General features: G+C 36.5%; 27 protein-coding genes. 26 read left to right on the top strand and 1 reads right to left on the bottom strand.

Annotation, left to right across the window (positions count from 1 at the left end; genetic code table 11):
* Positions 1-25 precede the first annotated feature (25 nt).
* The 20 genes from H964_RS00215 (at position 26) to H964_RS00120 (ending at position 18804) form a co-directional block, all read left to right on the top strand.
* A complete protein-coding gene (locus H964_RS00215; RefSeq protein WP_039763561.1) occupies positions 26-748 on the top strand; it encodes an ATP-binding protein in 723 nt (240 codons plus the stop codon).
* Positions 749-795: 47 nt separating this feature from the next.
* A complete protein-coding gene (hcp, locus tag H964_RS00210) occupies positions 796-2445 on the top strand; it encodes a hydroxylamine reductase (RefSeq protein ID WP_039763559.1) in 1650 nt (549 codons plus the stop codon).
* A gap of 251 nt (positions 2446-2696) precedes the next feature.
* Positions 2697-3056, top strand: coding sequence for a DUF2294 domain-containing protein (locus H964_RS00205; protein ID WP_039763556.1), 360 nt, complete (start codon positions 2697-2699; stop codon positions 3054-3056).
* A 142-nt stretch (positions 3057-3198) separates the two neighbouring features.
* On the top strand, positions 3199-3624 hold the full coding sequence (locus H964_RS00200; RefSeq protein ID WP_039763553.1) for a hypothetical protein: 426 nt from the start codon (positions 3199-3201) through the stop codon (positions 3622-3624).
* Positions 3625-3651: 27 nt separating this feature from the next.
* On the top strand, positions 3652-5520 hold the full coding sequence (locus H964_RS00195; protein ID WP_039763550.1) for a DUF4914 family protein: 1869 nt from the start codon (positions 3652-3654) through the stop codon (positions 5518-5520).
* A gap of 148 nt (positions 5521-5668) precedes the next feature.
* The gene (locus tag H964_RS00190; RefSeq protein ID WP_039763546.1) at positions 5669-6823 is read left to right on the top strand and encodes a 5-(carboxyamino)imidazole ribonucleotide synthase; all 1155 of its coding nucleotides are present in this window, start codon (positions 5669-5671) and stop codon (positions 6821-6823) included.
* 6 nt (positions 6824-6829) lie between these two features.
* The gene (purE, locus tag H964_RS00185) at positions 6830-7357 is read left to right on the top strand and encodes a 5-(carboxyamino)imidazole ribonucleotide mutase (RefSeq protein WP_039763543.1); all 528 of its coding nucleotides are present in this window, start codon (positions 6830-6832) and stop codon (positions 7355-7357) included.
* A gap of 414 nt (positions 7358-7771) precedes the next feature.
* Positions 7772-8800 carry an aliphatic sulfonate ABC transporter substrate-binding protein gene (locus H964_RS00180; protein WP_039763540.1) on the top strand — a complete coding sequence of 343 codons (1029 nt, stop codon included), beginning with the start codon at positions 7772-7774 and terminating at the stop codon, positions 8798-8800.
* A gap of 3 nt (positions 8801-8803) precedes the next feature.
* Positions 8804-9643, top strand: coding sequence for an ABC transporter ATP-binding protein (locus H964_RS00175; protein ID WP_039763538.1), 840 nt, complete (start codon positions 8804-8806; stop codon positions 9641-9643).
* A complete protein-coding gene (locus H964_RS00170; protein ID WP_039763536.1) occupies positions 9633-10358 on the top strand; it encodes an ABC transporter permease in 726 nt (241 codons plus the stop codon). The genes H964_RS00175 and H964_RS00170 overlap by 11 nt, the downstream gene beginning before the upstream one ends.
* Before the next feature lie 15 nt (positions 10359-10373).
* Entirely contained in the window at positions 10374-10583 is a 210-nt protein-coding gene (gene thiS, locus H964_RS00165) for a sulfur carrier protein ThiS (protein ID WP_039763533.1), read from the top strand.
* Positions 10580-11392, top strand: a complete 813-nt coding sequence (locus tag H964_RS00160) for a HesA/MoeB/ThiF family protein (RefSeq protein ID WP_039763529.1) — start codon at positions 10580-10582, stop codon at positions 11390-11392. The genes thiS and H964_RS00160 overlap by 4 nt, the downstream gene beginning before the upstream one ends.
* Before the next feature lie 51 nt (positions 11393-11443).
* Positions 11444-11854 carry a M67 family metallopeptidase gene (locus H964_RS00155; protein WP_039763525.1) on the top strand — a complete coding sequence of 137 codons (411 nt, stop codon included), beginning with the start codon at positions 11444-11446 and terminating at the stop codon, positions 11852-11854.
* Between the two features lie 21 nt (positions 11855-11875).
* Entirely contained in the window at positions 11876-12766 is an 891-nt protein-coding gene (locus H964_RS00150) for a 4Fe-4S binding protein (RefSeq protein ID WP_039763522.1), read from the top strand.
* Entirely contained in the window at positions 12759-13007 is a 249-nt protein-coding gene (locus tag H964_RS00145) for a sulfurtransferase TusA family protein (protein ID WP_011917163.1), read from the top strand. The genes H964_RS00150 and H964_RS00145 overlap by 8 nt, the downstream gene beginning before the upstream one ends.
* Complete coding sequence (locus H964_RS00140; RefSeq protein WP_039763517.1) at positions 13004-14233, top strand: O-acetylhomoserine aminocarboxypropyltransferase/cysteine synthase family protein; 1230 nt, start codon at positions 13004-13006, stop codon at positions 14231-14233. The genes H964_RS00145 and H964_RS00140 overlap by 4 nt, the downstream gene beginning before the upstream one ends.
* 42 nt (positions 14234-14275) lie before the next feature.
* Entirely contained in the window at positions 14276-15967 is a 1692-nt protein-coding gene (locus tag H964_RS00135; RefSeq protein WP_039763515.1) for an adenylyl-sulfate reductase subunit alpha, read from the top strand.
* Positions 15951-16265 (top strand): 4Fe-4S dicluster domain-containing protein, encoded by a 315-nt coding sequence (locus H964_RS00130; RefSeq protein ID WP_039763512.1) that lies wholly within the window; start codon positions 15951-15953, stop codon positions 16263-16265. Before H964_RS00135 ends, H964_RS00130 begins: the two co-directional genes overlap by 17 nt.
* 15 nt (positions 16266-16280) lie before the next feature.
* Positions 16281-17081 carry a sulfate adenylyltransferase subunit CysD gene (gene cysD, locus H964_RS00125; RefSeq protein WP_039763511.1) on the top strand — a complete coding sequence of 267 codons (801 nt, stop codon included), beginning with the start codon at positions 16281-16283 and terminating at the stop codon, positions 17079-17081.
* A gap of 28 nt (positions 17082-17109) precedes the next feature.
* Positions 17110-18804 carry a sulfate adenylyltransferase subunit 1 gene (locus H964_RS00120; RefSeq protein WP_039763510.1) on the top strand — a complete coding sequence of 565 codons (1695 nt, stop codon included), beginning with the start codon at positions 17110-17112 and terminating at the stop codon, positions 18802-18804.
* A 62-nt stretch (positions 18805-18866) separates the two neighbouring features.
* Here H964_RS00120 and H964_RS00115 read toward each other — a convergent pair whose 3' ends face one another.
* Positions 18867-19751 carry a selenium metabolism-associated LysR family transcriptional regulator gene (locus H964_RS00115; protein WP_039763509.1) on the bottom strand — a complete coding sequence of 295 codons (885 nt, stop codon included), beginning with the start codon at positions 19749-19751 and terminating at the stop codon, positions 18867-18869.
* Between the two features lie 417 nt (positions 19752-20168).
* Between H964_RS00115 and H964_RS00110 the strand changes: the two genes are divergently transcribed.
* The 6 genes from H964_RS00110 to H964_RS00085 form a co-directional block, all read left to right on the top strand.
* On the top strand, positions 20169-21101 hold the full coding sequence (locus H964_RS00110; protein WP_039763508.1) for a nitrite reductase: 933 nt from the start codon (positions 20169-20171) through the stop codon (positions 21099-21101).
* A 78-nt stretch (positions 21102-21179) separates the two neighbouring features.
* Entirely contained in the window at positions 21180-21566 is a 387-nt protein-coding gene (locus tag H964_RS00105) for a DsrE family protein (protein WP_039763507.1), read from the top strand.
* Between the two features lie 44 nt (positions 21567-21610).
* Complete coding sequence (locus H964_RS00100; protein WP_039763506.1) at positions 21611-22372, top strand: TatD family hydrolase; 762 nt, start codon at positions 21611-21613, stop codon at positions 22370-22372.
* Between the two features lie 43 nt (positions 22373-22415).
* The gene (locus tag H964_RS00095; protein WP_039763505.1) at positions 22416-22742 is read left to right on the top strand and encodes a DUF2250 domain-containing protein; all 327 of its coding nucleotides are present in this window, start codon (positions 22416-22418) and stop codon (positions 22740-22742) included.
* Positions 22743-22985: 243 nt separating this feature from the next.
* Positions 22986-24170, top strand: a complete 1185-nt coding sequence (gene hemA, locus H964_RS00090; RefSeq protein WP_039763503.1) for a glutamyl-tRNA reductase — start codon at positions 22986-22988, stop codon at positions 24168-24170.
* On the top strand, positions 24134-24649 hold a 516-nt coding region (locus tag H964_RS00085), incomplete at its 3' end, for an NAD(P)-dependent oxidoreductase (RefSeq protein WP_039763501.1). The genes hemA and H964_RS00085, both read left to right, overlap by 37 nt.

The following is a 24649-nucleotide window of genomic DNA, read 5'->3' as shown; positions in this document are numbered from 1 at the left end:
ACTAAACAGAGAGGGATGATTGGATATGATGAGAAAAATAATCAAAATTGATGAAGAAAAATGCAATGGTTGTGGTCTTTGTGTAAATGCCTGCGTTGAGGGTGCAATTGAGCTGGTAGATGGCAAGGCAAAGCTTGTGAGCGAAGAGTACTGTGATGGACTTGGGAACTGTCTTCCTGTTTGTCCAACTGGGGCAATTGAGATAATTGAGGCAGATGTGAAGCCTTTTAATGAAAAGGCTGTAAAAGAGAGAATTGAAAAAACTAAATCTAAGAGAGAATTTTCATGTATGTGTCCAGGTTCACAAGAAAGGATTATTGAGAAAAAAGAAGCTGCTGCACCTTCGGAAGCTAAACCTTCAGTGCAAGAGGTGCAAGATTCGTCTGAGCTTATTAACTGGCCTGTGCAACTTGCTCTTGTCAATCCATATGCTAAGTTTTTTGAAGGTAGCCACCTTTTGATTGCAGCTGACTGTGTTGCGTATGCTTATGCGTCTTTTCACAAGGACTTTATGAAAGGAAAGGTTACAATAATAGGGTGTCCCAAACTTGACGATATTGAATATTACTATGAAAAGATTTTAGAGATAATCCAAAATCATGAAATCAAGAGTATAACAGTTGTCAAGATGGAAGTGCCGTGCTGTACTGGTATTGCAAATATAGTTAAAAAAGCTATGCTTCAGGCACAAAAGATTGTACCGTATTCTGAGGTTACGATTACCACCGAAGGTGGTATAAAAGAATAAATTTTGGGTAAAAGACTATTGAAAACTTTTAGGAGGTGTTGTTTGAAATGATTCAAACAGAAATGTTTTGTTTTCAATGTGAACAGACAGCAGGTGGAAAAGGCTGCACAAAGGTTGGTGTTTGTGGAAAAGACAGTAGAGTTGCTAACTTGCAAGACCTACTTTTGTACCAATTAAAAGGTATTGCTTACTTAGGTGACCAACTTTTGAAACAGGGAAGAAAAATTGAACAGTACACAACAAGGTTCATGATGGATGCCCTGTTTTCAACACTTACAAACGTAAACTTTGATGAGAAAAGATTTGTAAAGTATATCCTTGAAGCACAAACAGTAAAAGAAAATCTCAAAAATCAGGTGGGTAACTTACAAAACGTACCTGCTGCAGTAGATTACAGAGCACCAGAAGATGTAGAAAAGATGATTGAAGATGGGAAAAAGGTTGGGATTTTAGCGGACGAGATTGACGAGGATATAAGGTCACTCAGAGAACTGCTAATATATGGAATAAAAGGGATGGCAGCATACGCTCATCATGCAGCAAGGCTTGGAAAGCAAGATGAAAATGTAAACAACTTCTTCTTTACAGCGCTTGCAAGAACCTTAGACAACAACATCTCAGCAGATGAACTGTTTAACCTATGCATGGAACTTGGTAAGATGAACTTCAGGTGTATGCAGATACTTGATGAAGCACACACACAAACCTTTGGTCATCCACAGCCAACAGAGGTTTTGATTTCAAAGAAGAAGGGGCCATTTATAATTGTCTCTGGACACGATTTAAAAGACCTAAAAGATCTATTAGAGCAGACAGAAGGTAAAGGTATTAATATCTACACCCATGGCGAGATGTTACCTGCACATGGCTATCCAGAGCTCAAAAAATATAAACATTTAGTAGGAAACTATGGTGGAGCATGGCAAGACCAGCAAAAAGAATTTGACGGAATTCCAGGTTGTATCTTAATGACAACAAACTGTCTGCAAAAGCCAAAAGATAGTTACAAAGATAGAATTTTCACAACAGGTGTTGTCGGCTTTGATGGAGTTGCACATATTGAGGAAGTGGATGACAAAAAGGACTTTACACCAATAATCCAGAAAGCGCTTGAACTTGGTGGCTGGCAAGAGGATGAAGAGGAAAAAAAGATACTTGTTGGCTTTGGACATCACACTGTGCTTGGCCTTGCAAACAAGATAATTGATGCAGTTAAAAGTGGCCAAATTAAACACTTCTTCTTAATTGGTGGATGTGATGGTGCAAAACCAGGCAGAAACTACTATACAGAGTTTGCAGAAAAGACGCCAAAAGATACGTTGATTTTAACCTTAGCATGTGGCAAGTACAGATTTAACAAAAAGGATTTTGGTACTATTGGCGAGTTTCCAAGACTTTTGGATATTGGTCAGTGCAATGATGCATACTCAGCTCTTGTCATTGCAATCGAGCTTGGAAAGGCATTCAATTGTGATGTAAATGACTTACCACTTACCTTAGTTCTCTCATGGTTTGAACAAAAAGCTGTTGCAATTTTATTGACACTGCTATCCTTAGGCTTAAAGAACATCTATTTAGGTCCATCATTGCCAGCTTTTGTATCACCAAATATTCTTCAAGTTCTTGTTGAAAAATTCAACATAAAGCCAATATCAAATCCTGAAAATGACTTAAATGAGATTTTAGATAAAAAATAATATTCTTTTGAGATTTACGAAAATCTAAAGTGGTGCTGCCCGACAACAGCTTGGGTGGCACTATTTTTTTTGTTTGACGATGAAAAAATAAAAATGTAAACTTGCAGAATTTACAGATTGATTGTCCAAAATAGCTTTAATATCAATCTGTTAAAAGTTTACTACAAAAAATTTTTGAATAATCTTGACATTCAAATTTCATTTTGCTATACTAATAACCAGACTAATGTTGTAGCGAAAAACAAAAAGGGATGACAAAAGGACAGATAGAAGCAAAAATCAGTGAAGCAGTCAGCAAGTTTGAGATGGAGTATATGGGCAGGGGTCCAAAACAAATAAAGACAATAATCACAGAAGATGTAATAGTTGTAAGATTAATTGGGTTTCTAAGCCCTACAGAAAAAAAGCTTGCCCAGACAAAAGAGGGAGTTGAGCTTATCAAAAAGGTAAGAGCGACTTTATTTGAAAATGCAAAAGATGTGTTAGAAAAACTCATAAAAGAGGTTATAGATGTTGACATTGCAGGAATATACTCTGATGTCAATACTATCAATGGAGAAAAGGTGATAGTAGTAACTCTAAACGAAAATTTAGAAAAACGTCTAAAGTAAAAAATTGGCAGACCGGGCAAAGGGCCAGAAAAATGGCCAGTTGCAAGGTAGGCCAATATTTGCAAGGCAAAAAGCTTTGCAAATATTGGCTTTTTTTGTTGTTGTGTTAAGGTTGAAAATGTAATTTAAGGAGGTATTTGTATTGTTTGCTGAGATTTATGAGGTAAACCTCCACAGAACAAAAGATTTGGCTTCAAAACTTTTGACAAGAAAGAGTTTTTTTATACTTATAGAGAAATTTTTTAAAGATTATTGTGAAACAAATCCTTTTTTAGCAAGCTTCTTTTACAAATACTTTTGGGACGGGAGCTATGTTGATATATGGGCATTGCCACTTGTCTTGTTGGATGTATTTCACCTCAACACAAAGACACTTACCTTCTACACAAACAGAGACAAAAACTTTCTCAAAGATTTAAAGATTGTTGTGCAGTGTTTAGAAGGTTATGTTGTAGAATTTTTGAAGGATAATTCTGACGATATCAAGAAAACAAAGGAAACTGTAGACGATTACAGATACATCTTGAGGCTTGTGCGTGAGAAAATAGAGTTTATTGAGGGTAACTAAAATTTTGAACAGGAGGTATTTATTACAATGAATAAATTACTGAACTTGAAAATAAAAGATGAAGTTTTTGATATTTTAAATAGCTGCAAGGGAATAACTATGCCTGAAAAAAGATCTGACTTTATTGACCTATCACTTGGTGGAAAAGACAATATGATTTTTGAGGTCAAATATGAGGTTGAAGGCAAGGATGAAGTAGTTGAGGCAATTGTCACAAGGTGCAAAAATGGCATTGTTGTCAATTATCCAGATGTATACATGAGACGAAGAGACCCTGATAGTTTGATTATCGGTGATGAAGGTGAGACAGATAAGCCAAGGTATAAAGATGTATACGGAGATAATTTTGAAGAGGTCAGAAAAGAAACATTTGAATGGTTAAAAACACAGGAACTGATTGTATATGGTTTTTATGCCGGTGGGGAAGAACACGGCTATCCTGCGCTTGTGATAGCACCGCTTAATGCTGCGTTTTTTGGTTTTGCACTTGCTGATATTCAGGGGTTTATTCCAAGAAGTGAATTCGAAAAGATTGAGCTTTTTGAGCCGAAAGCGGTAATTTACGTTGCTCCACCATTCAGACACACACATTTTAACGGCAAACAAGTGGTTGTACACAATAGGGTAAACGGTGTTCATGAGATATTTTCGTATAATCTGTATCCAGGACCGAGTGCTAAAAAAGGCGTATATGGTGTACTTTTAAACATTGGTGAGATGGAAGGTTGGGTAGCTGCGCACGCCTCAACTGTCAGAATTGTCACACCATATGACAATGTCATAACAATCATGCACGAAGGTGCAAGCGGTGGCGGCAAAAGCGAGATGTGCCAGCAGATGCATAGAGAAAAAGACAACAGGGTTCTTTTGGGCGAAAACATTATTACAAAAGAGAAAATATACCTTGAGATAAAAGAGTCTTGCGAAATCCATCCTGTTACAGATGATATCGCTCTTGTTCATCCCAGCCTTCAAACAGGTTCTAAAATGATTGTAAAGGATGCAGAACAAGGCTGGTTTGTAAGGCTTGACAATATCACTCATTATGGCACAGACCCGCAATTAGAAAGGCTTTGCATTCATCCTCCAGAGCCTCTTATTTTCTTAAACTTAGAAGGTGTGCCTGGTTCAACTTGTCTTATTTGGGACCATACAATGGATGAACCAGGCAAGCCCTGTCCAAATCCGAGAGTGATTTTACCTCGCAGGTTCATCCCTAATATTGTAGATGAGCCTGTTGAGGTTGATATACGAAGTTTTGGGGTAAGAACACCACCTTGCACAAAGTCAAAACCCACATATGGAATAGTAGGCATATTTCACCTTCTACCACCTGCACTGGCATGGCTATGGAGGCTTGTTAGCCCCCGTGGCCATGCTAACCCAAGCATAACGCAGGCTGAGGCTTTGAGCTCTGAAGGTGTTGGTTCTTACTGGCCATTTGCAACAGGCCTTATGGTGAAACAGGCAAACCTTCTTTTAGAGCAAATATTACAATTTACAAGAACTCAGTATATTCTCATTCCAAATCAATACATTGGTGCGTATAAAGTAGGCTTTATGCCCCAATGGATTACAAGAGAGTACTTAGCAAAAAGAGGAAATGTGAGACTAAGGTCCGATCAGCTAAAGCCAGCAAAGCTTCCACTTTTAGGGTATGCTCTTGAGTACATGAAGGTTGAAGGGACATATATTCCGAAGTTTTTACTTCAAGTTGACCTTCAGCCAGAAGTTGGTGAAGAAGGATATATGGAAGGTGCAAAGATTTTGATAGATTTCTTCAAGAAAGAGATTGTCAAGTTCAAAACATTGGATTTGCATCCTCTTGGAAGACAGATTATAGAATGTTGCTTAGATGACGGGAGTTTAGAGGATTATGTTTCGTTGATAAAGTAGAATATATCTAAAAATAAATAGAATACACTTTCAAGCTGTTGACCTCCTCATGGAATTGAAGATAAAATATTCTTAATTCTATGAGGAGGTCATTTTTTGAAAATTTTAAAAACAGCTACACTTTTAAAAGGAGAGATGAGGGAAAAGAATGGACAAAAGAGTTTTTGGCTATCCTCTTATGAAAATAGGCATAATTGGCGGTGGACAGCTTGGAAAGATGCTCTCTCAAAAGGCAAAGCAGATGGGGTTTTATGTTATCTCTTTAGACCCAAGTGTTGCGTGTCCTGCAGCTTCAGTTTCAGACGAGCTGATTGTAAGTGATTTTTACAATCCAGAAAAATTAAAAGAGCTTGTTGAAAAAAGTGACATTACAACCTATGAAATAGAGCATATCAACACAAGCGTTCTAAAAGAACTTTATGATAAGGGATACAATATTCTGCCATCCCCATATTGCTTAGAGATAATTCAAGACAAACTGAAGCAAAAACAGGTGTTACAAAGTGCAGGGCTTCCTGTGCCGAGGTTTGAAAGGGTAGAGAGCTTTGATATATCTTTTTTTGAAAGCTTCGGTTTTCCGCTTGTTCAGAAAGCAACAAAAGGCGGATATGATGGTAGAGGAGTTGTGGTTATAAAAAGTAAAGATGATATAAATAAAGTTCTCAAAACTGAATCTTATATAGAAGAATTTGTAGACGTGGAAAAAGAACTTGCTGTTGTTGTTGCAAGAAATAAAAAAGGAGATGTTGTTTCATATCCTGTTGTAGAAATGGTTTTCGATGAGACTGCAAACATTCTTGATATGCTCATTGTGCCGGCAAGAGTTGAAAAGGATATAGAGGATGAGGCAAAGAAGATAGCAATCAAGGCAGTTGAAGCACTCCAAGGTGTTGGTGTGTTTGGAGTTGAGCTCTTTTTGACAAAAGACAGAAAAATCTTAATAAACGAGATTGCTCCAAGGCCGCATAATTCAGGCCACTATACCATAGAAGCCTGCATTACGAGTCAGTTTGAACAGCACCTTCGGGCCATTTGTGATTTGCCACTGGGTTCTACCAAGCTTTTGTCTCCTGCTGTGATGATAAATCTATTAGGTGAAGATGGGTACAAAGGGACGCCTGTCATAGAGGGGTTGATTAATGCACTTTCAATAGAAGGTGTTTCTTTTCACTTCTATGGCAAAAAAGTAACCGCACCTTTCAGAAAAATGGGACATATAACAATACTCGACGATAATTTAGAAAGAGCTATAGAAAAGGCAAAGAAAGTAAAGGAAGTGTTAAAAATAAAATCGGAGGTGTAAAATGTAATGAAGAAACCACTTGTTGGAATAATTATGGGAAGCGACTCAGATTTGCCTGTTATGAAAGAGGCAGCAAAAGTCTTAGAAGATTTTGGAGTTGAGTATGAGATGACAATTGTGTCTGCACACAGGACACCTGAGAGGATGTTCAAATATGCAAAAGAGGCAGAGGAAAGGGGAATTGAGGTAATTATTGCTGGTGCTGGCGGAGCTGCCCATCTTCCAGGAATGGTTGCTTCAATTTCTTCTTTGCCCGTTATTGGTGTTCCTGTAAAGACATCTTCTTTAAATGGACTTGATTCTCTTTTATCCATTGTTCAGATGCCGGCAGGTATTCCTGTTGCAACAGTTGCAATCAACAATGCTAAAAATGCCGGAATTTTGGCTGCTGAGATTTTAGGGGTGAAGTATCCTGAAATAAGAAAAAAAATAGCCGAGTACAAAGAGAGGATGAAAAATGAAGTTGAAGAAAAGGCAAAAGAGTTAGAGGAAGCAGGGTACAAAGAGTATCTTAAGAGAAGGCAGGATGGGTAAGGCAGCATGTTTGGCTTTCAATCCAACTGGGTGTTACTGCCATGTTTTTTGAATGCTTCATTATAGCAAATAGTTTTCTTTTTAGTAGCGATAAAGATGGGGCTATTTTGTAGAATTTAGTCTCTGGTTTGATACGTGAGCTATTTGGTAGCTATGTTTTTAATCCTATATAACAGCTGTACTTAACAATCTTTAGTATCGTTGTTGCAACTTTGGATTATAAATTTTTGAATGGGTATTGACATGGAAATAATGCTATATTATAATTTTAATAACCAAGTATTTAGATAGAAATTTAAGAATACAAAAAATAACAATTTGCCTCTGCTCAAAAGCAGGTGTGGGCAGAGGTAAAAAAATAACTTTAATTCAGAGTATTTCGATAAAAATAGTTGATATTAGGGGGGCACATAAATGGCAATAAAAAGATATTATAAAGTGGCTGCCTTAATTATACTGCCAATTACTTTGTTATTTCTCCTTTCAGGATGTTATGCAAGAAAAGAAGACAAAGATATAAAGGTAAGAATTGCATTTTTCCCGAATATAACTCATGCCCAAGCGTTGGTAGGGAAAGAACTTGGCATTTTCCAAAAAAGGATAGGCAAAGATGTAAAGGTTGAATATAAGGTTTTCAATGCAGGTCCGGCCGAGATAGAAGCGTTTTTAGCTGATGAGGTTGACATAGGTTATATTGGGCCAATTCCTGCGATAAACGGCTTTGAAAAGACAAACGGTGAAATAAAGATTATCGCAGGAGCTGCAAATGGAGGAATGATGCTGGTCTCAAGGCAGGGCTTGAATATAAAAAAATTAGGTGACTTAAAAGGTAAGAAAATTGCAGTTCCTCAATTTGGGAATACCCAGGATATTGTATTAAGGTTTTTATTAAACAAAGCTGGACTTAAAGATACTACCAAAGGTGGAAATGTTGAGATTATTCAAGCTGAAAATCCAGATATTAAAACTCTGCTTGACAGAAATGAGATAGATGTAGCACTTGTTCCTGAACCTTGGGGAACAAGATTGAAAAAAGAAGTAAATGCCAATATTGTGCTTGACAGTAGTCAAATAGCACAATACATAGATATTCCTACAACAGTAATTATAACAACTTCAAAGTTTTTAAAAGAGCATTCTGATATTGTAGAAAAGTTTCTCATAGCACATTTAGAGATAACAGATTATATTGAAAAAAATCCTGAAAAATCATGCAAGATGATAAATAGACAGATTTCTGAGATAACTTCTAAGCCATTGCCCGAAGATGTTTTAAATGAGTCATTCAAAAATATCAAACTTACAAGTGAAATACAAAGAGAGCCTTTGGAGAAAGCCATTGAGTCATATTTTGACTTGGGATACTTAAGAGGAAAACCAAATATTGAAGAATTAGTGAATAGAGAAATTTTAGATAGAATCAAAAACAAAGAGGTGTACTAAAAATTGGCATTGATGATTGAAAATGTAAGTAAGAGATTTCAATCAAAAAACAAAGAAATAAATGTGTTAGAAAAAATAAATTTAGAAGTACAAAATGGAGAGTTTATATGCATTCTCGGTCCATCTGGCTGTGGCAAATCTACACTTTTGAATATAATAGCTGGGCTTGAAAAACCCACTGAGGGAAAGGTTTTTTTAAACGGCAGAGAAGTCTTGTCACCTGGTCCAGATAGAGTTGTAATGTTTCAAGAGTCAGCTTTATTTCCATGGCTAAAAGTAATTGACAATGTTGAATTTGGTATGAAAATACGAGGTGTGCCCAAAAAAGAGAGAAATGAAAGGGCGCTTAAATACTTAAAGATGGTTCACCTGACTAAGTTTAAAGACGTTTATGTTCACCAATTATCAGGTGGAATGAAACAAAGAGTTGCATTAGCAAGGGCATTGACGCTTGACTCTGAAGTTCTTCTTATGGATGAACCTTTTGCAGCACTTGACAGCCAGACAAAAAATATCCTGCTGCTTGAACTTCAGCGAATCTGGTGGGAGACTAAAAAGACAATTATATTTGTGACACACAATATAGAAGAAGCGGTTCTTTTAGCAGACAAAGTTGTGGTTATGTCTTCAAACCCGGGAAAAATCAAAAAGGTTTTTGAAATAAGACTTGCAAGGCCGCGACTTCTTGATAATCCTGACATAGTCTATATGATATCTGCTATTATGAAAGAGTTAAAAGATGAGGTGGAAAAGATTGCAAAAGCAGAATACGATAGCGATTGGAGTTTTGAAAAGGACACTGTTTTATATAGCTCTGATAGTAGCTTGGGAATTGGTCTATAGAATTTTTGTTGAGCTTTTTAAGATATGGAAACCTTATGTGTTTCCATCTCCTGTATCAGTAGCAGAAACTTTTATAAGACTTCTGGATAACAATGTTTTGTTCATAGCAATCTGGGCAACAACTAAAAGAATGGTTATAGGTTATTTGATTTCTCTTATTGCGGGAATTATTCTTGGACTTTCAATAGTAAAGTTCGGATTTTTAGATAGAAATTTAAGACCACTTATTCTTGGTTTTCAGACATTGCCGAGCGTCTGCTGGCTACCATTTGCCATACTATGGTATGGTCTTTCAGAAAAAGCCATTATATTTGTAACTGCAATTGGTTCTCTATTTTCTATAACACTTGCAGTTGAGTCAGGCATTAAAAATGTAAATCCACTTTATATAAAAGCAGCAAAAACGATGGGTGCAAAAGGTATAACCCTTTACTTAAATGTAATTATCCCTGCAAGCCTTCCGTATATTATTTCAGGCATGAAACAAGGTTGGTCGTTTGCATTCAGGGCGCTGATGGCAGGTGAGATGCTCTTTGCCACAAAAGGTTTAGGGCAAGTACTTATGGTTGGGAGAGACCTTGCAGATATGAGTCAGGTCATTAGCGTGATGATAGTAACAATTATTTTCGGACTTGTTGTAGAAAAGGCAATATTTGGCCCTTTAGAAAATCAGATAAGACTTAGATGGGGCCTTAAAATACATGAAAATTTATGAGGGAGGTAGAAAAGAATGAAAATTAAGGCAAATGGTAATGAAGTACAAATTGAAAGAGAGATGACAATCTTTGAGATGTTAGATGTTTTAAATGTCTCAATGAAAGAATACGTAACAGTGCAGCTCAACGGTCAAATTATCCCCAGAAGTGAATATGATAAGGTTACAGTAAAAGATGGTGATGAGGTTGAGTTTCTATATTTCATGGGAGGGGGACTATTATGAAGTTAACAGATACACAACTTGAAAGATACTCAAGACATATCATCCTGAACGAGGTTGGCGCAAAAGGACAGCAAAAACTTTTGGAATCTAAGGTTTTGATCATTGGTACTGGGGGACTTGGTTCCCCTGCTGCAATGTTTTTGGCAGCTGCCGGTGTTGGAACAATCGGGCTTGTCGATTTTGACGCAGTTGAGCTTTCCAATCTTCAAAGACAAATAATACACTTTACACCTGATGTAGGCAAGCCAAAGGTGTTTTCTGCAAAGGAAAAGATAAACCAAATGAATCCTGATGTGGAGGTAGTAACTTATCGTGAAATGGTAAACTCAAATAACATAATAGACATCATCAAGGATAGAGATTATGATTTTATAATCGACGGCACAGACAACTTTCCAACAAAATTTTTAATAAACGATGCCTGTGTAATGCTAAAAAAACCATTTTCACATGCAGGTATCATAAGATTTGATGGGCAAACCATGACTTATGTGCCAGAGAAAGGGCCGTGCTTTAGATGTATTTTTCAAAACCCACCACCACCTGATGCAGTTCCAACTTGCAGACAGGCAGGAGTTTTAGGTGTGATGGGTGGAATAATTGGCACAATCCAGGCAACAGAAGCAATTAAATATTTGCTTGGAATTGGTGACCTGTTAACAGGATATATCTTAATTTACAACGCTTTGAAGATGGAATTTAGAAAAGTAAAGATAAACAAGAGAGAAAGCTGTGAGGTATGCGGTAAAAATCCAACAATAAAAGAATTAATCGACTATGAACAGCCTCAGTGTGATTTAAAAGGCTAAGGATAAGAGTTCCAAAAGTGAATGCCAAAAAACAGGAGGGATAAATTAGAATTGATAATATTGCCAAAAACATTATATGAGGAGATGTTAAATCATTGTTTAAACTCCTTACCTATGGAGGCGTGTGGACTTCTGGGTGGAGTTATTGAGGATGAAAAGAGAATTGTCAAGAAAGTTTACTTGCTTACCAATGTAGACCAAAGTCCAGAGCATTTTTCAATGGACCCACTTGAACAGTTTGCAGCTGTAAAAGACATGAGAAAAAATGGCTGGGTATTACTTGGTAATTTTCATAGCCATCCAACCACACCCGCAAGGCCGTCTGAAGAGGACAAAAGGCTTGCTTTTGATAAGAGTTTGAGCTATCTCATATTATCACTAATGGACGAAAAAAATCCTGTTTTAAAATCATTTAGGATATATGAAACTCATGTAGAAGAGGAAGAAATCCACATCATTTAAAGGATTAGGGGGTAATCTGAGGTGAAAGAGATAAATTACAATGAGCTAAAAAAAGGGGGGTTTATGCGACAAGTCCAAAAAGGTTATTTTTCTATGAGACTAAGAGTAGTTGGTGGAAGACTAAGTGCCGAACAATTAAAAAAAATATACGAGGTTGCAAACAAATATGGTAGAGGATATGTGCACCTGACTGCACGACAGGGAGTAGAAATACCGTTTATCAAACTGGAGGATATAGAAGCAGTAAAAAAAGAGTTATCAGAAGCAGGCATTGAGCCTGGTGCATGCGGACCAAGAGTAAGGACAATTACTGCTTGCCAAGGCAGTAACATTTGCCCAAATGGAATTATAGACACAACAGAGCTTGCAAACGAGTGCGACAAGAGATATTATGCCCAGGAACTTCCACACAAATTTAAAATCGGAATAACAGGTTGTGGTAATAATTGCCTTAAAGCTGAAGAAAATGATTTAGGTATAAAAGGAGCAGTAAAACCTGAGTGGGAAAAGAGCAGCTGCACGTTTTGCGGACTTTGCCAGGCTGTATGTCCAACAAAGGCAATACAAATAGATGAGAAGAATAAAGAGATTACCATAGATAGAGACAAGTGCACCTATTGTGGAAGGTGTGTAAAGTCGTGTCCAACTAATTCGTGGAAAGGCAAGCCTGGCTATCTTCTCTATTTTGGTGGTATGTTTGGAAACAATATAGCACTTGGAAAACAGATTTTGCCGATCCTATTTTCAAAAGAGGATGTTCACAAGGTCATTCAAGCTACACTTGAGTTTTACAAAAAATATGGCAAACAAGGCGAAAGGTTTAGAAATACCTTAGAGAGAGTTGGATGGGATGTATTCAAAAAAGAGTTAGAAAAAGCAATAGAAAATAAAAGGGGTGATTTTAATGAGTGACATCAAAGCTGATGTTTTTTTGGATATTACAAATCTTGTGTGTCCAATGACGTTTGTAAAAGCAAAAGCCACAATGGAGGACATGGAGGTAGGACAAATCATAGAGATAAGAATGAACGAAGGTGAGCCTATTCAAAATGTCCCGAGAAGTTTAAAAGAAGAAGGTCATGAGATTTTAAAAGTGATAAATAACAACGATGGAACATATACAGTATTTGTAAAAAAGGGTGGACAAGAATGAGACTTAATACTTCTTTGATTCACGGAAATGTTGGTCCAAAGGAAGAAAGGGGTTCAACAAATATTCCAATATACCTGTGTAATTCTTTCCAATACGAAACTGCACACGAACTGGAAGAGGTTTTTTCTGGGAAAAAGCCAGGTTTTGTATATACAAGGATTAATAATCCTACAGTTGAGGCATTTGAGAGGAGAATAGCATTTTTAGAAGAAGGCATTGCTGCTGTTGCCGCATCGTCTGGCATGGCAGCAATTGCCTTAGCAATATTGAATTTGGTGAAAAGTGGAGATGAAATGGTCTCAGCAAGCGGCATTTTTGGTGGCACATATTCATTGTTCAAATCATTTGAGAATTTTGGTATCAAAACAAGATTTGCAGAGGACAGTAGCGTTGAAAGCTTTGAAAAGTATATAACAGATAAAACTAAAGTAATTTTTATAGAAACGATAGGAAATCCAAAACTTGATGTTCCAAATATTAGGCAAATAGCTGATCTTGCACATGAGCATGGTATTGCACTTGTTGTTGATAGCACTGTCACAACGCCGTATCTTGTAAAACCCATAAAACTTGGTGCTGATGTAGTGGTTCATTCTACATCAAAGTTTATAAATGGAAGCGGCAGCTGTATTGGCGGAGTTATAGTTGCAAGCAGCAACATGAAAATTGATTATGATAGGTATCCGCTTATTAAGGAATACAAAAAGTATGGTGAATTTGCGTACATTGCACGACTTCGAAATAATTTGCTTAAAGATTTTGGTGCCTGTATATCGCCTTTTAATGCATTTTTAAATACAATTGGGCTTGAAACTCTTGGTGTTCGTATGCAAAAGATTTGCGAAAATGCTCTTAGTCTTGCCAAGGCCTTAAAGGAAAATAAAAAGGTAGTTTCAGTAAATTATCCTGGGCTTGAGGAAAGTATATATTATCAGCTTGCAACAGAACAGTTTGGAGGCAAATATGGAGCAATTTTAACAATACGGGTTGGAACCAAGGAAAATGCGTTTAAAGTGATAGATTCACTAAGGTATGCCGTAAACTCAACCAATATAGGAGATGTAAGGACACTTGTTGTACATCCCGCATCAACTATATATGTAGGTTTTTCTGCTGAAGAAAAAGAAGCTATGGGTGTTTATGAAGATATGATAAGAATATGTGTTGGCCTTGAGGATGTAGAAGACATAATAGAAGATTTTTACCAGGCACTTGAAAAGATTTAAAATGGCATGCCTCCCAAAACTAAAGAAGGGTGATAAAGTAAGATGAACTTTGAAGTGAAGATGCTCAAAACCGACATACTCATAATTGGTGGTGGAACAGCTGGGTGTTTTGCTGCCATAGCAATTGCTGAAAAAGCGCCAAACGTTAGTGTTTTAATTGTAGAAAAGGCAAACATTAAGCGAAGCGGATGCCTTGCTGCAGGTGTCAATGCTCTTAATGCCTATATCACAGAAGGAGAAACTCCCGAGACGTACCTGCAGTATGTCAAGGAGGATTACGAAAATATCGTAAGAGAAGATTTGGTATACACTATGGCCTTAAGATTAAATGAGGTTACAAAGAAGATTGAAGATATGGGTCTTGTCATCTTAAAAGATTCAAATGGAAAATATTTAGCAAGAGGTAAAAGAAACATAAAAATAAACGGCGAAAATATAAAACCAATTTTAGCAAAAGCAGTTGAGAGTAAAAAAAATGTTAAAGTGCTAAATCATGTGAATATCATTGATTACATCGTCAAAGACAGTAAAGTAATAGGGGCATATGGATTCTCTATAATTAGCAATGTTTTCTACATTATCATCGCCAAAGCAGTGATTTGTGCAACAGGTGGTGCTGCAGGACTCTACAGGCCTAACAACCCTGAATTTTCAAGACACAAGATGTGGTATCCACCTTTTAATGTAGGTTCAGGATATGCAATGGGAATCAGAGCAGGTTGCGAGATGACAAGTTACGAAGTTAGATTTATAGCTCTTCGCTGCAAGGATACTTTAGCGCCGACGGGAACAATAGCTCAAGAGGTAAAAGCTGAGTTTATCAATTCAAAAGGTGAGTACTATGAAAAAAGATATGGAAGACCTACCACATACAACAGAGTATTTTCAACGGTTGAGGAATTGAAAGCAGGCCGAGGTCCGTGTTATTTAAAAACAGTTGGGATTTCTAAAGAGGACGAGCAGAGGCTAATAAAAGCATATCTTCACATGGCACCATCGCAGACACTTAAGTGGATCGACAGTGGCAGAGGACCGGCGGTTGAGAATGTCGAAATTGAAGGCTCAGAACCATACATCGTTGGTGGTCATTCAGCAAGTGGTTATTGGGTAGATACAAAAAGACAAACAACTTTGAAAGGTTTGTTTGCAGCAGGCGATGTTGTTGGAGGATGTCCTCACAAGTATGTAACAGGCTGTTTTGCAGAGGCTGAAATAGCTGCAAATTCTGCGCTAAAGTATATAAAAGACAAAGGGTTTGAAACCTTAGATATATCCTCAATAGAACAAAAACTCAATGAGGTGCAGAGATTTTTCACCAATACTTCTCCTTTGTACACCACAGAAGAATTAGAAGAAGCTATGCAAAAAGTAATGGATGTTTATGCTGGTGGGATTTCGACAGGTTATGCGTACAATCTAAAAGGGCTACAAATTGCTAAAGAAAGAATAGAAGAACTTTTTACACTTGCTCAGAGATTGAGAGCAGAAGATACTTACCAGCTTATGAAAATTTATGAGCTTATTGACAGACTCTATGTTTGCAAAGTTTTGCTACATCATTTAGAAGCAAGGAAAGAAACAAGATGGAGAGCATTCCAAGAATTTGTTGATTATCCTTATAAGGACGATGAGAACTTTTTGAAGTATGTGAATTCCCGATTTGAAGATGGCCAAGTCAAGATAATCTTTAGAAGCTTAGTAAAAAAGGATGAGGTATATGAGCATAAGGATTGACAGACAAAGATGTATTGGCTGTGGAAAATGTGCTGAAATTTGTCCAGGCAATTTAATTGTGATAGATGAAGATAAGAAAGCATTTGTCAGAGACCCGCGTGATTGCTGGGGCTGTGCTGCGTGTGTAAAAGAGTGTACATTTCAAGCAATACAATACTTCTTAGGGGCAGATATTGGTGGCAGAGGAACTATTATGTATGTTAAAAAAGAAAATAATTTACTTTATTGGTTTTTTGAAAAGCCAAATGGCGAAAAAGAAGTAATTGTACAAAATCCTAATGATAACACCACGTATTAGGGAGGGAAGAGTAAAATGGATCACTTAGATAGATTGGAAGTAGAAAGCATATACATTTTGAGAGAGGCTTATAGCAAATTTAGCAAGATAGCAATGCTATGGTCAATAGGAAAAGACTCAACAGTGCTTTTGTGGCTTGCTAAAAAAGCGTTCTTCGGACATTGCCCATTCCCGCTAATTCATATAGATACAACCTACAAAATTCCAGAAATGATAAAGTACAGGGATAAATTGGCAAAGGAATACAACCTTGATTTAATTGTCCACATAAATGAAGAAGCTATAAAACAAGGGATGGGGCCTGAGAAGGGAAGACTTGTTTGCTGCAAAGCACTAAAGACTGACGCACTTCAGCAGGTGATTAATAAATACAAATTTGAAGCTTTGATACTTGGCATAAGAAGAGACGAAGAAGGTTCAAGGTCAAAAGAGAGGTTCTTTAGCTTAAGAAACGAAGATTTAGAATGGGACTATACAAATCAGCCACCTGAGTTTTGGAACCAGTTCAATACAGATTTTCCCAAAGGAAGCCATATAAGGGTTCATCCTTTGCTTAGCTGGACAGAGATTGATATTTGGATGTACATCAAACGTGAAAACATTCCGGTTATTGATTTGTACTTTGCTAAAAACGGTAAGAGGTATAGATCTCTTGGATGTGCGCCATGCACATTCCCTGTTGAGTCAAATGCAACAACAATTGATGAGATAATTGAAGAGCTAAAAAACACCAAAATAAATGAAAGAGCAGGACGAGCTCAAGACCAAGAAGATGCATATGCAATGCAAAAGCTTAGAAAAGAAGGGTACATGTAAAATTTACTTGAGGAGGTACACGGGAGTTATGACAGCAAGAGAACTACTCAAGATTGTAGTAGTAGGTCACGTTGACCATGGTAAATCAACGATAATTGGAAGACTTTTGTATGATACTAAATCTGTCCCAGAGACTGCAATAGAAAGAGTGAAGAAGATAAGCAAAGAAAAAGGCAGACCTTTTGAATATGCTTATCTTTTAGACGCATTAGAAGAAGAACAAAAACAAGGAATTACAATTGATACAACCCAGATAAAATTTTCAACACCAAAAAGAGACTATTTGATTATAGATGCTCCGGGGCACAAAGAATTTCTCAAAAACATGGTTTCAGGTGCTGCAAATGCAGAAGCAGCACTTCTTGTTATTGACGCTGCTGAAGGTGTACAGGAACAGTCAAAAAGACATGCATATATTCTATCACTTTTGGGTATCCAAAAGGTATATGTTATAGTCAATAAAATGGACATGATAGACTTTTCAGAAGAAAAGTTCAAAGAAATAAAATACGAAATATCCAGCTTTTTGGACAAGCTCAACGTATATCCTCAGAAGTACATTCCAGTGTCAGGATTTTTAGGAGAGAACATAACAAGAAAGTCTGATAAAATGCCATGGTACAAAGGCGAGACTTTATTAGAAGCTTTGGATCTTTTTGAAAAAGACAAAGAATTGGAAGACAGACCCTTAAGATTTCCTATACAGGATGTGTACAAATTTGACCACAGAAGAATAATTGCTGGTAGACTTGAGTCTGGAAGGTTAAAAGTGGGAGATGAAATAAAAATTCTGCCAGAAGGAAAGGTTAGCAAAGTCAAATCAATTGAGTTTTGGCCAGAAAATAATAAAAAAGATGAAGTAGTGGCAGGAATGTCTATTGGAATTACTATTGAAGATGAGTTCTTTAACAAGAGAGGAGAAGTTATTGTTCACAAAAACGATAATACTTTATATGTTTCAGATACGTTCAGGGCAAATTTGTTTTGGCTTGGAAAAAGAAATCTTGTGAAGAATAAAACATATAAACTAAAGCTTGTTACACAAGAGACAGAATGTGAAATTGTTTCTATAGACAAAGTTATAGATGCGACAACTCTTGAGACAGTAGAAAATGCTCTTGAGGTTCGAACAAACGATGTTGCAGAAGTGACTATAAAAACTAAGGAAAAGATTTGCTTTGATGAATTTAAAGTAAATCCTACAACAGGTAGGTTTGTTTTAGTAGACGAGTATGATGTCTCTGGCGGTGGCATCATATCAGGCTTAGCTAACCTAAAAGAAGAGGCAACTAAATTTGTAAAAGATGACAAAGAGATGATAGTTCATTGCTTTGATGAATATTATTATTCATTGTCTGAAGGTCTTATTAGAAAACATTCTAAGTACAAAAGAACATTTAAAGTAGGAGATGCGGTTCCTATTGAGGGTGAAACTTATTCTTACCCTGAAAGTTTTGATGTCATTGACATAAATGGTAAACTTGTTGCAAAAGTTAGAAAAGGTCAATTAAGCGACTTAGTAGATATTGATCAGTATATTTACAGTGAACTTCCAATTATAACGGCAGATGGATTTTACTTGAAAGTGAACTCAATTGATGAATTTAAGGATTTTAAGAATGAATTAGTTCAATTACAAAAAAACGATAACTTTCATTTAGCCATGTTTGCTAACAAGTGGTATGATATATCTGCAAATAGAAGTTTCAAATTTACAGTCTAAACATATTTTATCCATTTTAAAGAGAAAAGGGGGTGATAGATTATATTCTTACAATTTCATAACTACTTTGCAATGTAATTGTAAAGATGTTTTATAAATTCTTCAAATAAGTTCGACCTGAACTTGTCCTTATGATAAATAATACTAAACTTTCTTTCAAATCTCATGTTTTCAATATTGATCTTCACAAGTCTACCATTTTTTATTTCCTTTTCCACAGCCAGTCTTGAGATTACCGAAACACCGATATTAGCTTCAACAGCCTTTTTTATTGCCTCGGTACTGTTAAGAACATATTTTATTTTGTACCTTACATTATTTCTTGCCATTGTTTGTTCAAAGACTTCCCTTGTTCCGCTTCCCTTTTCTCGCATGATTATATCCTCATTTTCAATCTCTTCAGGAGAAATACTTCTTTTCTCTGCCCATCTGTGGTTTTTTGAGGATACAAGATACAGTTCATCGTCAATATAAGGTATTACAATAATATCTCTTGAATGGACTGGTCCTTCCACAATACCAAGATCTATAGCATTGTCAAGTATTAGCTTTTCTATTCCTGCTGTGTTGTCAATTGTAAAATACACATCCACACTATATTTTTCTCTGAAATCACCAATTATTTTCGGAAGCAGATAAATTCCTACTGTGGTACTTGCTCCTACATTCAGTCTTCCCATCCTCATGTTTCTCACATCATAAAGGATATTTTCTGCTTCTTTGACAAGATTGAGTATACGCCTTCCGTAGCTATAAAGTATCTCACCTGGGTATGTGAGGCTAAGCCTTTTGCCTATTCTGTCAAAGAGTTTGATCTGAAATTCTCCTTCTATTTGTGATATAGCCTGGCTTACAGCAGGTTGTGACATATAGAGTTTTTTTGCGGCAGCGGACATACTTTTTAGCTCGCAAACAGTGACAAAAATCTCTATATCTCTTAAGGTCATATCTGTCACCTCATATAACCTCAATGTTATCAAGAATAATAGTATCATATTATTTTACTAATAACAAAGGCAAAATAAACGTTTTTATTGTTTTCTTACAAAAGTAAGTTATACCTCATGCTTTTTATATTGACATGTAAAAACTGGTATTTGTAGATATATAAGAAACTGTTATTAATGTTATAACTATTTCTTATTGGACTGGTATTTTTACAGGTGTTATACTTAATGTTAAAGTTAATTATTTGACAAAGTAATGAGAATAAGAAATTTGAAGAATTGAAAAGATGTTCAGCTAAACCCAGAAGCTATGGTAGCTCAAAGAGTTTTGTGGACAGAAACCGAATATAGATCTAACTTTAATTTAAAACCTGTAAACCAGATGTTGATATTTGTGTTAAGGGAGGAGAGTAACTGATGGTTAAAAAGTACATCAATAAAGGGTTTATACAACAGTTAGATGGTAGTTACGCTGTTATAATTCATCCTGTAAATGGATATCTTGACCCAGAACAGCTGGAGACTATCTGGAGACTGAGCAAACAATATGGAGGTGCGAAGCTTACAGTTACTCAGGCTATAATGATTTTTGGCATAAAGCCAGAGGATTTTGACAAAATAGCTGAAGAGTTAGAGAAAGTTCGCTTGCCTTTGGCTGATATTGGGCCAGTTGTACGAAATGTTAAAGTATGTTCTTGTGAACATTGCAAACGTGTAATTCGCGATGTTACACCTCTGGCAGCGCAAATCAATCAGTGCCTTGCAGGGCTTGCGACGCCCAAAAAATTTAAGATTGCTGTAAATGGTTGTCCTAATTCGTGCGTTGAGGCGCAACTAAATGATTTAGGAATTATTGCAGTCAAAGATGGCTATTGGATTTACGTTGGAGGCAAAGGAGGCCGTCAGCCACAGTTAGGTACTCGGTTAGATGTGGTTATAAAAGAAGAATATCTAATCGACACTGTTAAAAGGATTGTTAATAGCTATATTAAGGTTGCGCAAAACGAACGATTGGCCGAAGTTATTAACCACATGGGGCTTTTGCCATTCCTCAAAATAGCATTGGCATGGAATAGTGAAGGAATAAAGACATGCATGGGTGCGCGCTATTGCAAAAATGGTGTTGGTGATGTCCATGCTATAGCCGAGCATATAGTATCTTCAGGCAATTTACAAGGAAATATAACTATCAGTGGTTGTGGTAATGCATGTGCTATGGATAAGGAAGCAGATTACAATGTTGTTGTTTTGAAAGATAGAGTATGGGTATATAATAAAAACGGCGATATGGTAGTTATCAATGGGGACCAGTTACCGGAGTATTTTAGAGAAAATGATATTTTAAAATAAAGTAAAATAAAAGCGGGGCAAAAAATATTTTTTACATTTTGTCAGATAGCTAAAACTTTGCAGAAAGTGGGTGTTTGGATGAATGGCTTGAAGGTTCTCTTCCATATTAACGAATTAAGCAGGTGGCAGATAGTGCTTGGAAATATCACCAATCTTTTGAATGATGTTGGGCAAGACAATGCTCACATTGAAGTAGTGATTAATGGTGAGGCAGTTTCTATTTTTAAAGATAAATGTAAGCAAGTAGAAAGTGGTAATTTGTGCAGTATATCATCTAATTTATCGCTTTTAGAACAGATGGAGAAATTATCAAAGGTAGGAGTAAAATTTGTAGCATGCCGAAATGCTCTCAAAGCGCAGCTTATCGATGAAGAGAGCCTTCCTGATTTTGTGACAGTTGTGCCAGCTGGCATAACAGAAATTGTAAGAAAACAGGCAGAAGGGTATGCTTATATCAAGCCTTGATTTATGTTGTCTTAAATCTAAAATAAGGCAGGTGAATGAGGTTGATGAAAGAGATTGTAGATTCTCATGTACATGTTTCATTACTCCCATTCGAAGGATGGGAAAATATGGCCCTGGCAGGAGTAAAGAAAGTTATTGGCTGCTCTCTATTTTTTGGAGCAAAACATGCCGAAACGCTCTTTGATCATTTCCATCAGATGTTAACTCTTTCTATGAGTATTGCTGCTAAAAATGGTATTAAACTTTACATTACCATTGGAATTCACCCTATGGGAATACCGGACGATTGGTTCAGGGTGATCGATGCTCTTCCAGACTACCTTAAAATGAGTGGTGTCGTTGGGCTTGGTGAGATTGGGCTACATGAGGGAAACCAGCGGGAGCAGGAGGTCCTCCATGAGCAATTGAAGATTGCCAAGGAATATGGGGCTGCAGTAATTCTTCATACTCCGCCAGAAAACAGGATTGAAATTACCAATAAAACAATTGAGATTGCTGCAAAGGTAGGAATTGAACCTCGAAAAGTGATAATAGACCATGCTAATTTAGATATTATTGACCTGATTGGAGGATTTGGTGCTGTGCCCGGTCTTACAATTCGCCAAGATGGTCTTACTCCTCAAATGTTGCTAAATCATCTGGAACGTTTCCAGCGAGGAGTACTTAATAGCGACTACAGTAATCTCAGACCCAATGACCCACTGAGTGTGCCCAAGACAGTAAGATACTTAGAATTGAATCGAGCTTGCCCAGAAATTATTGAGCGAATCGCAAGATACAATGCTGAGGAAGTTTTTGGTATTTAAATCCTATGCAAGAAGTAGCTCCATAAAATGAGGAGATGAAAGTATGCCGGTCAGGCATGACCAAGATGAACTTCTTGATCTGACAATCCTTGCTTACCTCAAAAAGCTTGGACCAGAATACGCAAAACTTTTAGCGATACGTCTGGGTTTGTCCTTGGAAGAAAGCAGAAAGCGACTTCAAAGTCTGGAGGAGAGAGGGCTTATCAAGCGAGTGGAAAGAAGAATAGTTAAATATTACCATCGTCGACGAAAAAGTGTTAAACATCGAAATCACACATATTATGAGCTTACCAGGGAAGGAGAACTTTTTTTAAGAGAAGCTAAGAAGAAAATTGATATTAATTTGGGCATCGAGTATCCGAAGAGGTGAAATGGCCCCTATAATGATTTTACACAGAAAGTTCAAACTCGGTAGGCTTGAAAGAAGCTTAAGCCAACTTGCTGATCCCTCAAGAAAATTTGCACCAAGATGTGCAACGTGATAAAATTTCTCTTGAGGGAAATTTAACATTCAAAAAAATTATAGTTTTAACCAATGGAGGAAAATCGTTTATAGGGCTTTTTTTTTAATATAAGCATTTGTATAGTCCAAAACCTTCGGAGATGATGTTTTGTGCTATGGGTCGTAGGAATCAATCACAAAGTAGAAGTTGATATCAGACAAAAATTTTCTCTAACAAAGACCAAGCTACAAGAAAAGTTAATTAGCTTAAAAAAATTAGCAAATGAAGTTATAATCCTCAGTACGTGCAACAGAACAGAAATCTACTTCTTTTCAGATGAGGATGTGGACATAGAAAAAATTTTCGCTGAACTTGGCTGGGATAAGAAATATATGCATTTATTTTATATTTACAAAGACAAAGATTGTATGAAACACCTATTTGAAGTTGTATGTGGCTTTGATTCACTTTTAATTGGCGAAGAACAAATTGTTGCTCAGGTAAAAGAAGCAAAAGAGATTTCAAAGCTGGTGGGCGGTAAAAATCCAGTCCTTGAAAGGCTTTTTGAGGTAGCCTTAAAATGTTCAAAGGAGTTTCGAACAAAGTCAAGATTAAACGAGCATCCCATCACGATTGCATCAGTTGTTGGGAAAGTTTTGAAAGAATCAAATATTAGAAAAGTCGCTATAATTGGACTTGGAAATATTGGACTTTTATTTTGCAACTACTTTAAAAACTCAGATGTAGACAAAGTATTTTTAATTGGGCGCAAAAACGAGAGAATTGATCAATTTGTCAAGCTATATCCTGAAAAGTTTGAGTATTGCGATAAAAAGGATGCAATCTCAGAAGCACAGTGTCTGATATGCTCAACATCTGCACCACATGCAGTTGTCCATAAAGATGATATCCCAGAGGAAAAAAGCCTGCTTATATTTGACCTTGCTGTACCAAGAGATGTGGATGCTGAGGTATATAAACTTCCAAATGTTAAGGTAATTGATATAGACCAAGTTCATAAGATGGATACCATCAACAGGGAATTTAGGATTTCCAAGATGCAAGAGAACTACCATATAATTGAAAAATATATTGATGAATTTGTTGATTGGCTTGAGTTTAGGAAATATAAAGAATTAATTATGGATATGAAAAAGCATGCAGAACAGTTGTGCAAAATGCAGGTGAAGCACCTAAAGAATGTTAATAGCGAAGAAATAGAAAAAATTGAAAGGCTCTTGATAAGGGTGGCAAATCTATATATTGATAGGGCAATTGAGGTTTTAAAAGAAGCCCACAAAAAGGGAAGTGGTGAAATTTGCTCAAACCTAATAAAGAAGATATTCTTGAAATAGATTCGGGCTTTGAAAATCTTATGCATATTGGGCTTGTAGCAAGTAACATTAAGGTGGGGGTTATAGGAGCAGGAAAAGCTTCTTTAATAAAAACCAAAACCTTTTTAGGAGCTGGTTGCAAGGTTGAAGTTTTATCACCAACGTTTGATATTGGCTTTAGAAAGTTGAAAAGTGAATATCTTAAGCTCAGGAAGGGAAAGTTTCACAAAAGTTTTTTAAAGGATAAGCACATAGTTATTATTGGAGTGTCAAACAGAAAGCTTGAGAAAAGAATTATTTGGCACTGCAAGAGACTAAATAAACTGTATTTGGTGTGCTCTGATTATAAGCTTGGAAACTTAAGGCTTGGTGCACAAAAAAGAACTGATGAATTTGTTTTTAGCTTATCAATAAGAAGGGGAAATCCGAAACTATCAAAATATCTTGCGCAGAAAACTCTTGATTTTCTTCAGAGTTTTACCATATTCTGCAATTGGGCG

It is taken from the genome of Caldicellulosiruptor sp. F32 (assembly GCF_000404025.1).
Taxonomy (GTDB): Bacteria; Bacillota; Thermoanaerobacteria; order Caldicellulosiruptorales; family Caldicellulosiruptoraceae; genus Caldicellulosiruptor; species Caldicellulosiruptor saccharolyticus.
The sequence above is the reverse complement of the archived record's forward strand: the minus strand, read 5'-3'. Positions and strand labels throughout refer to the sequence as shown.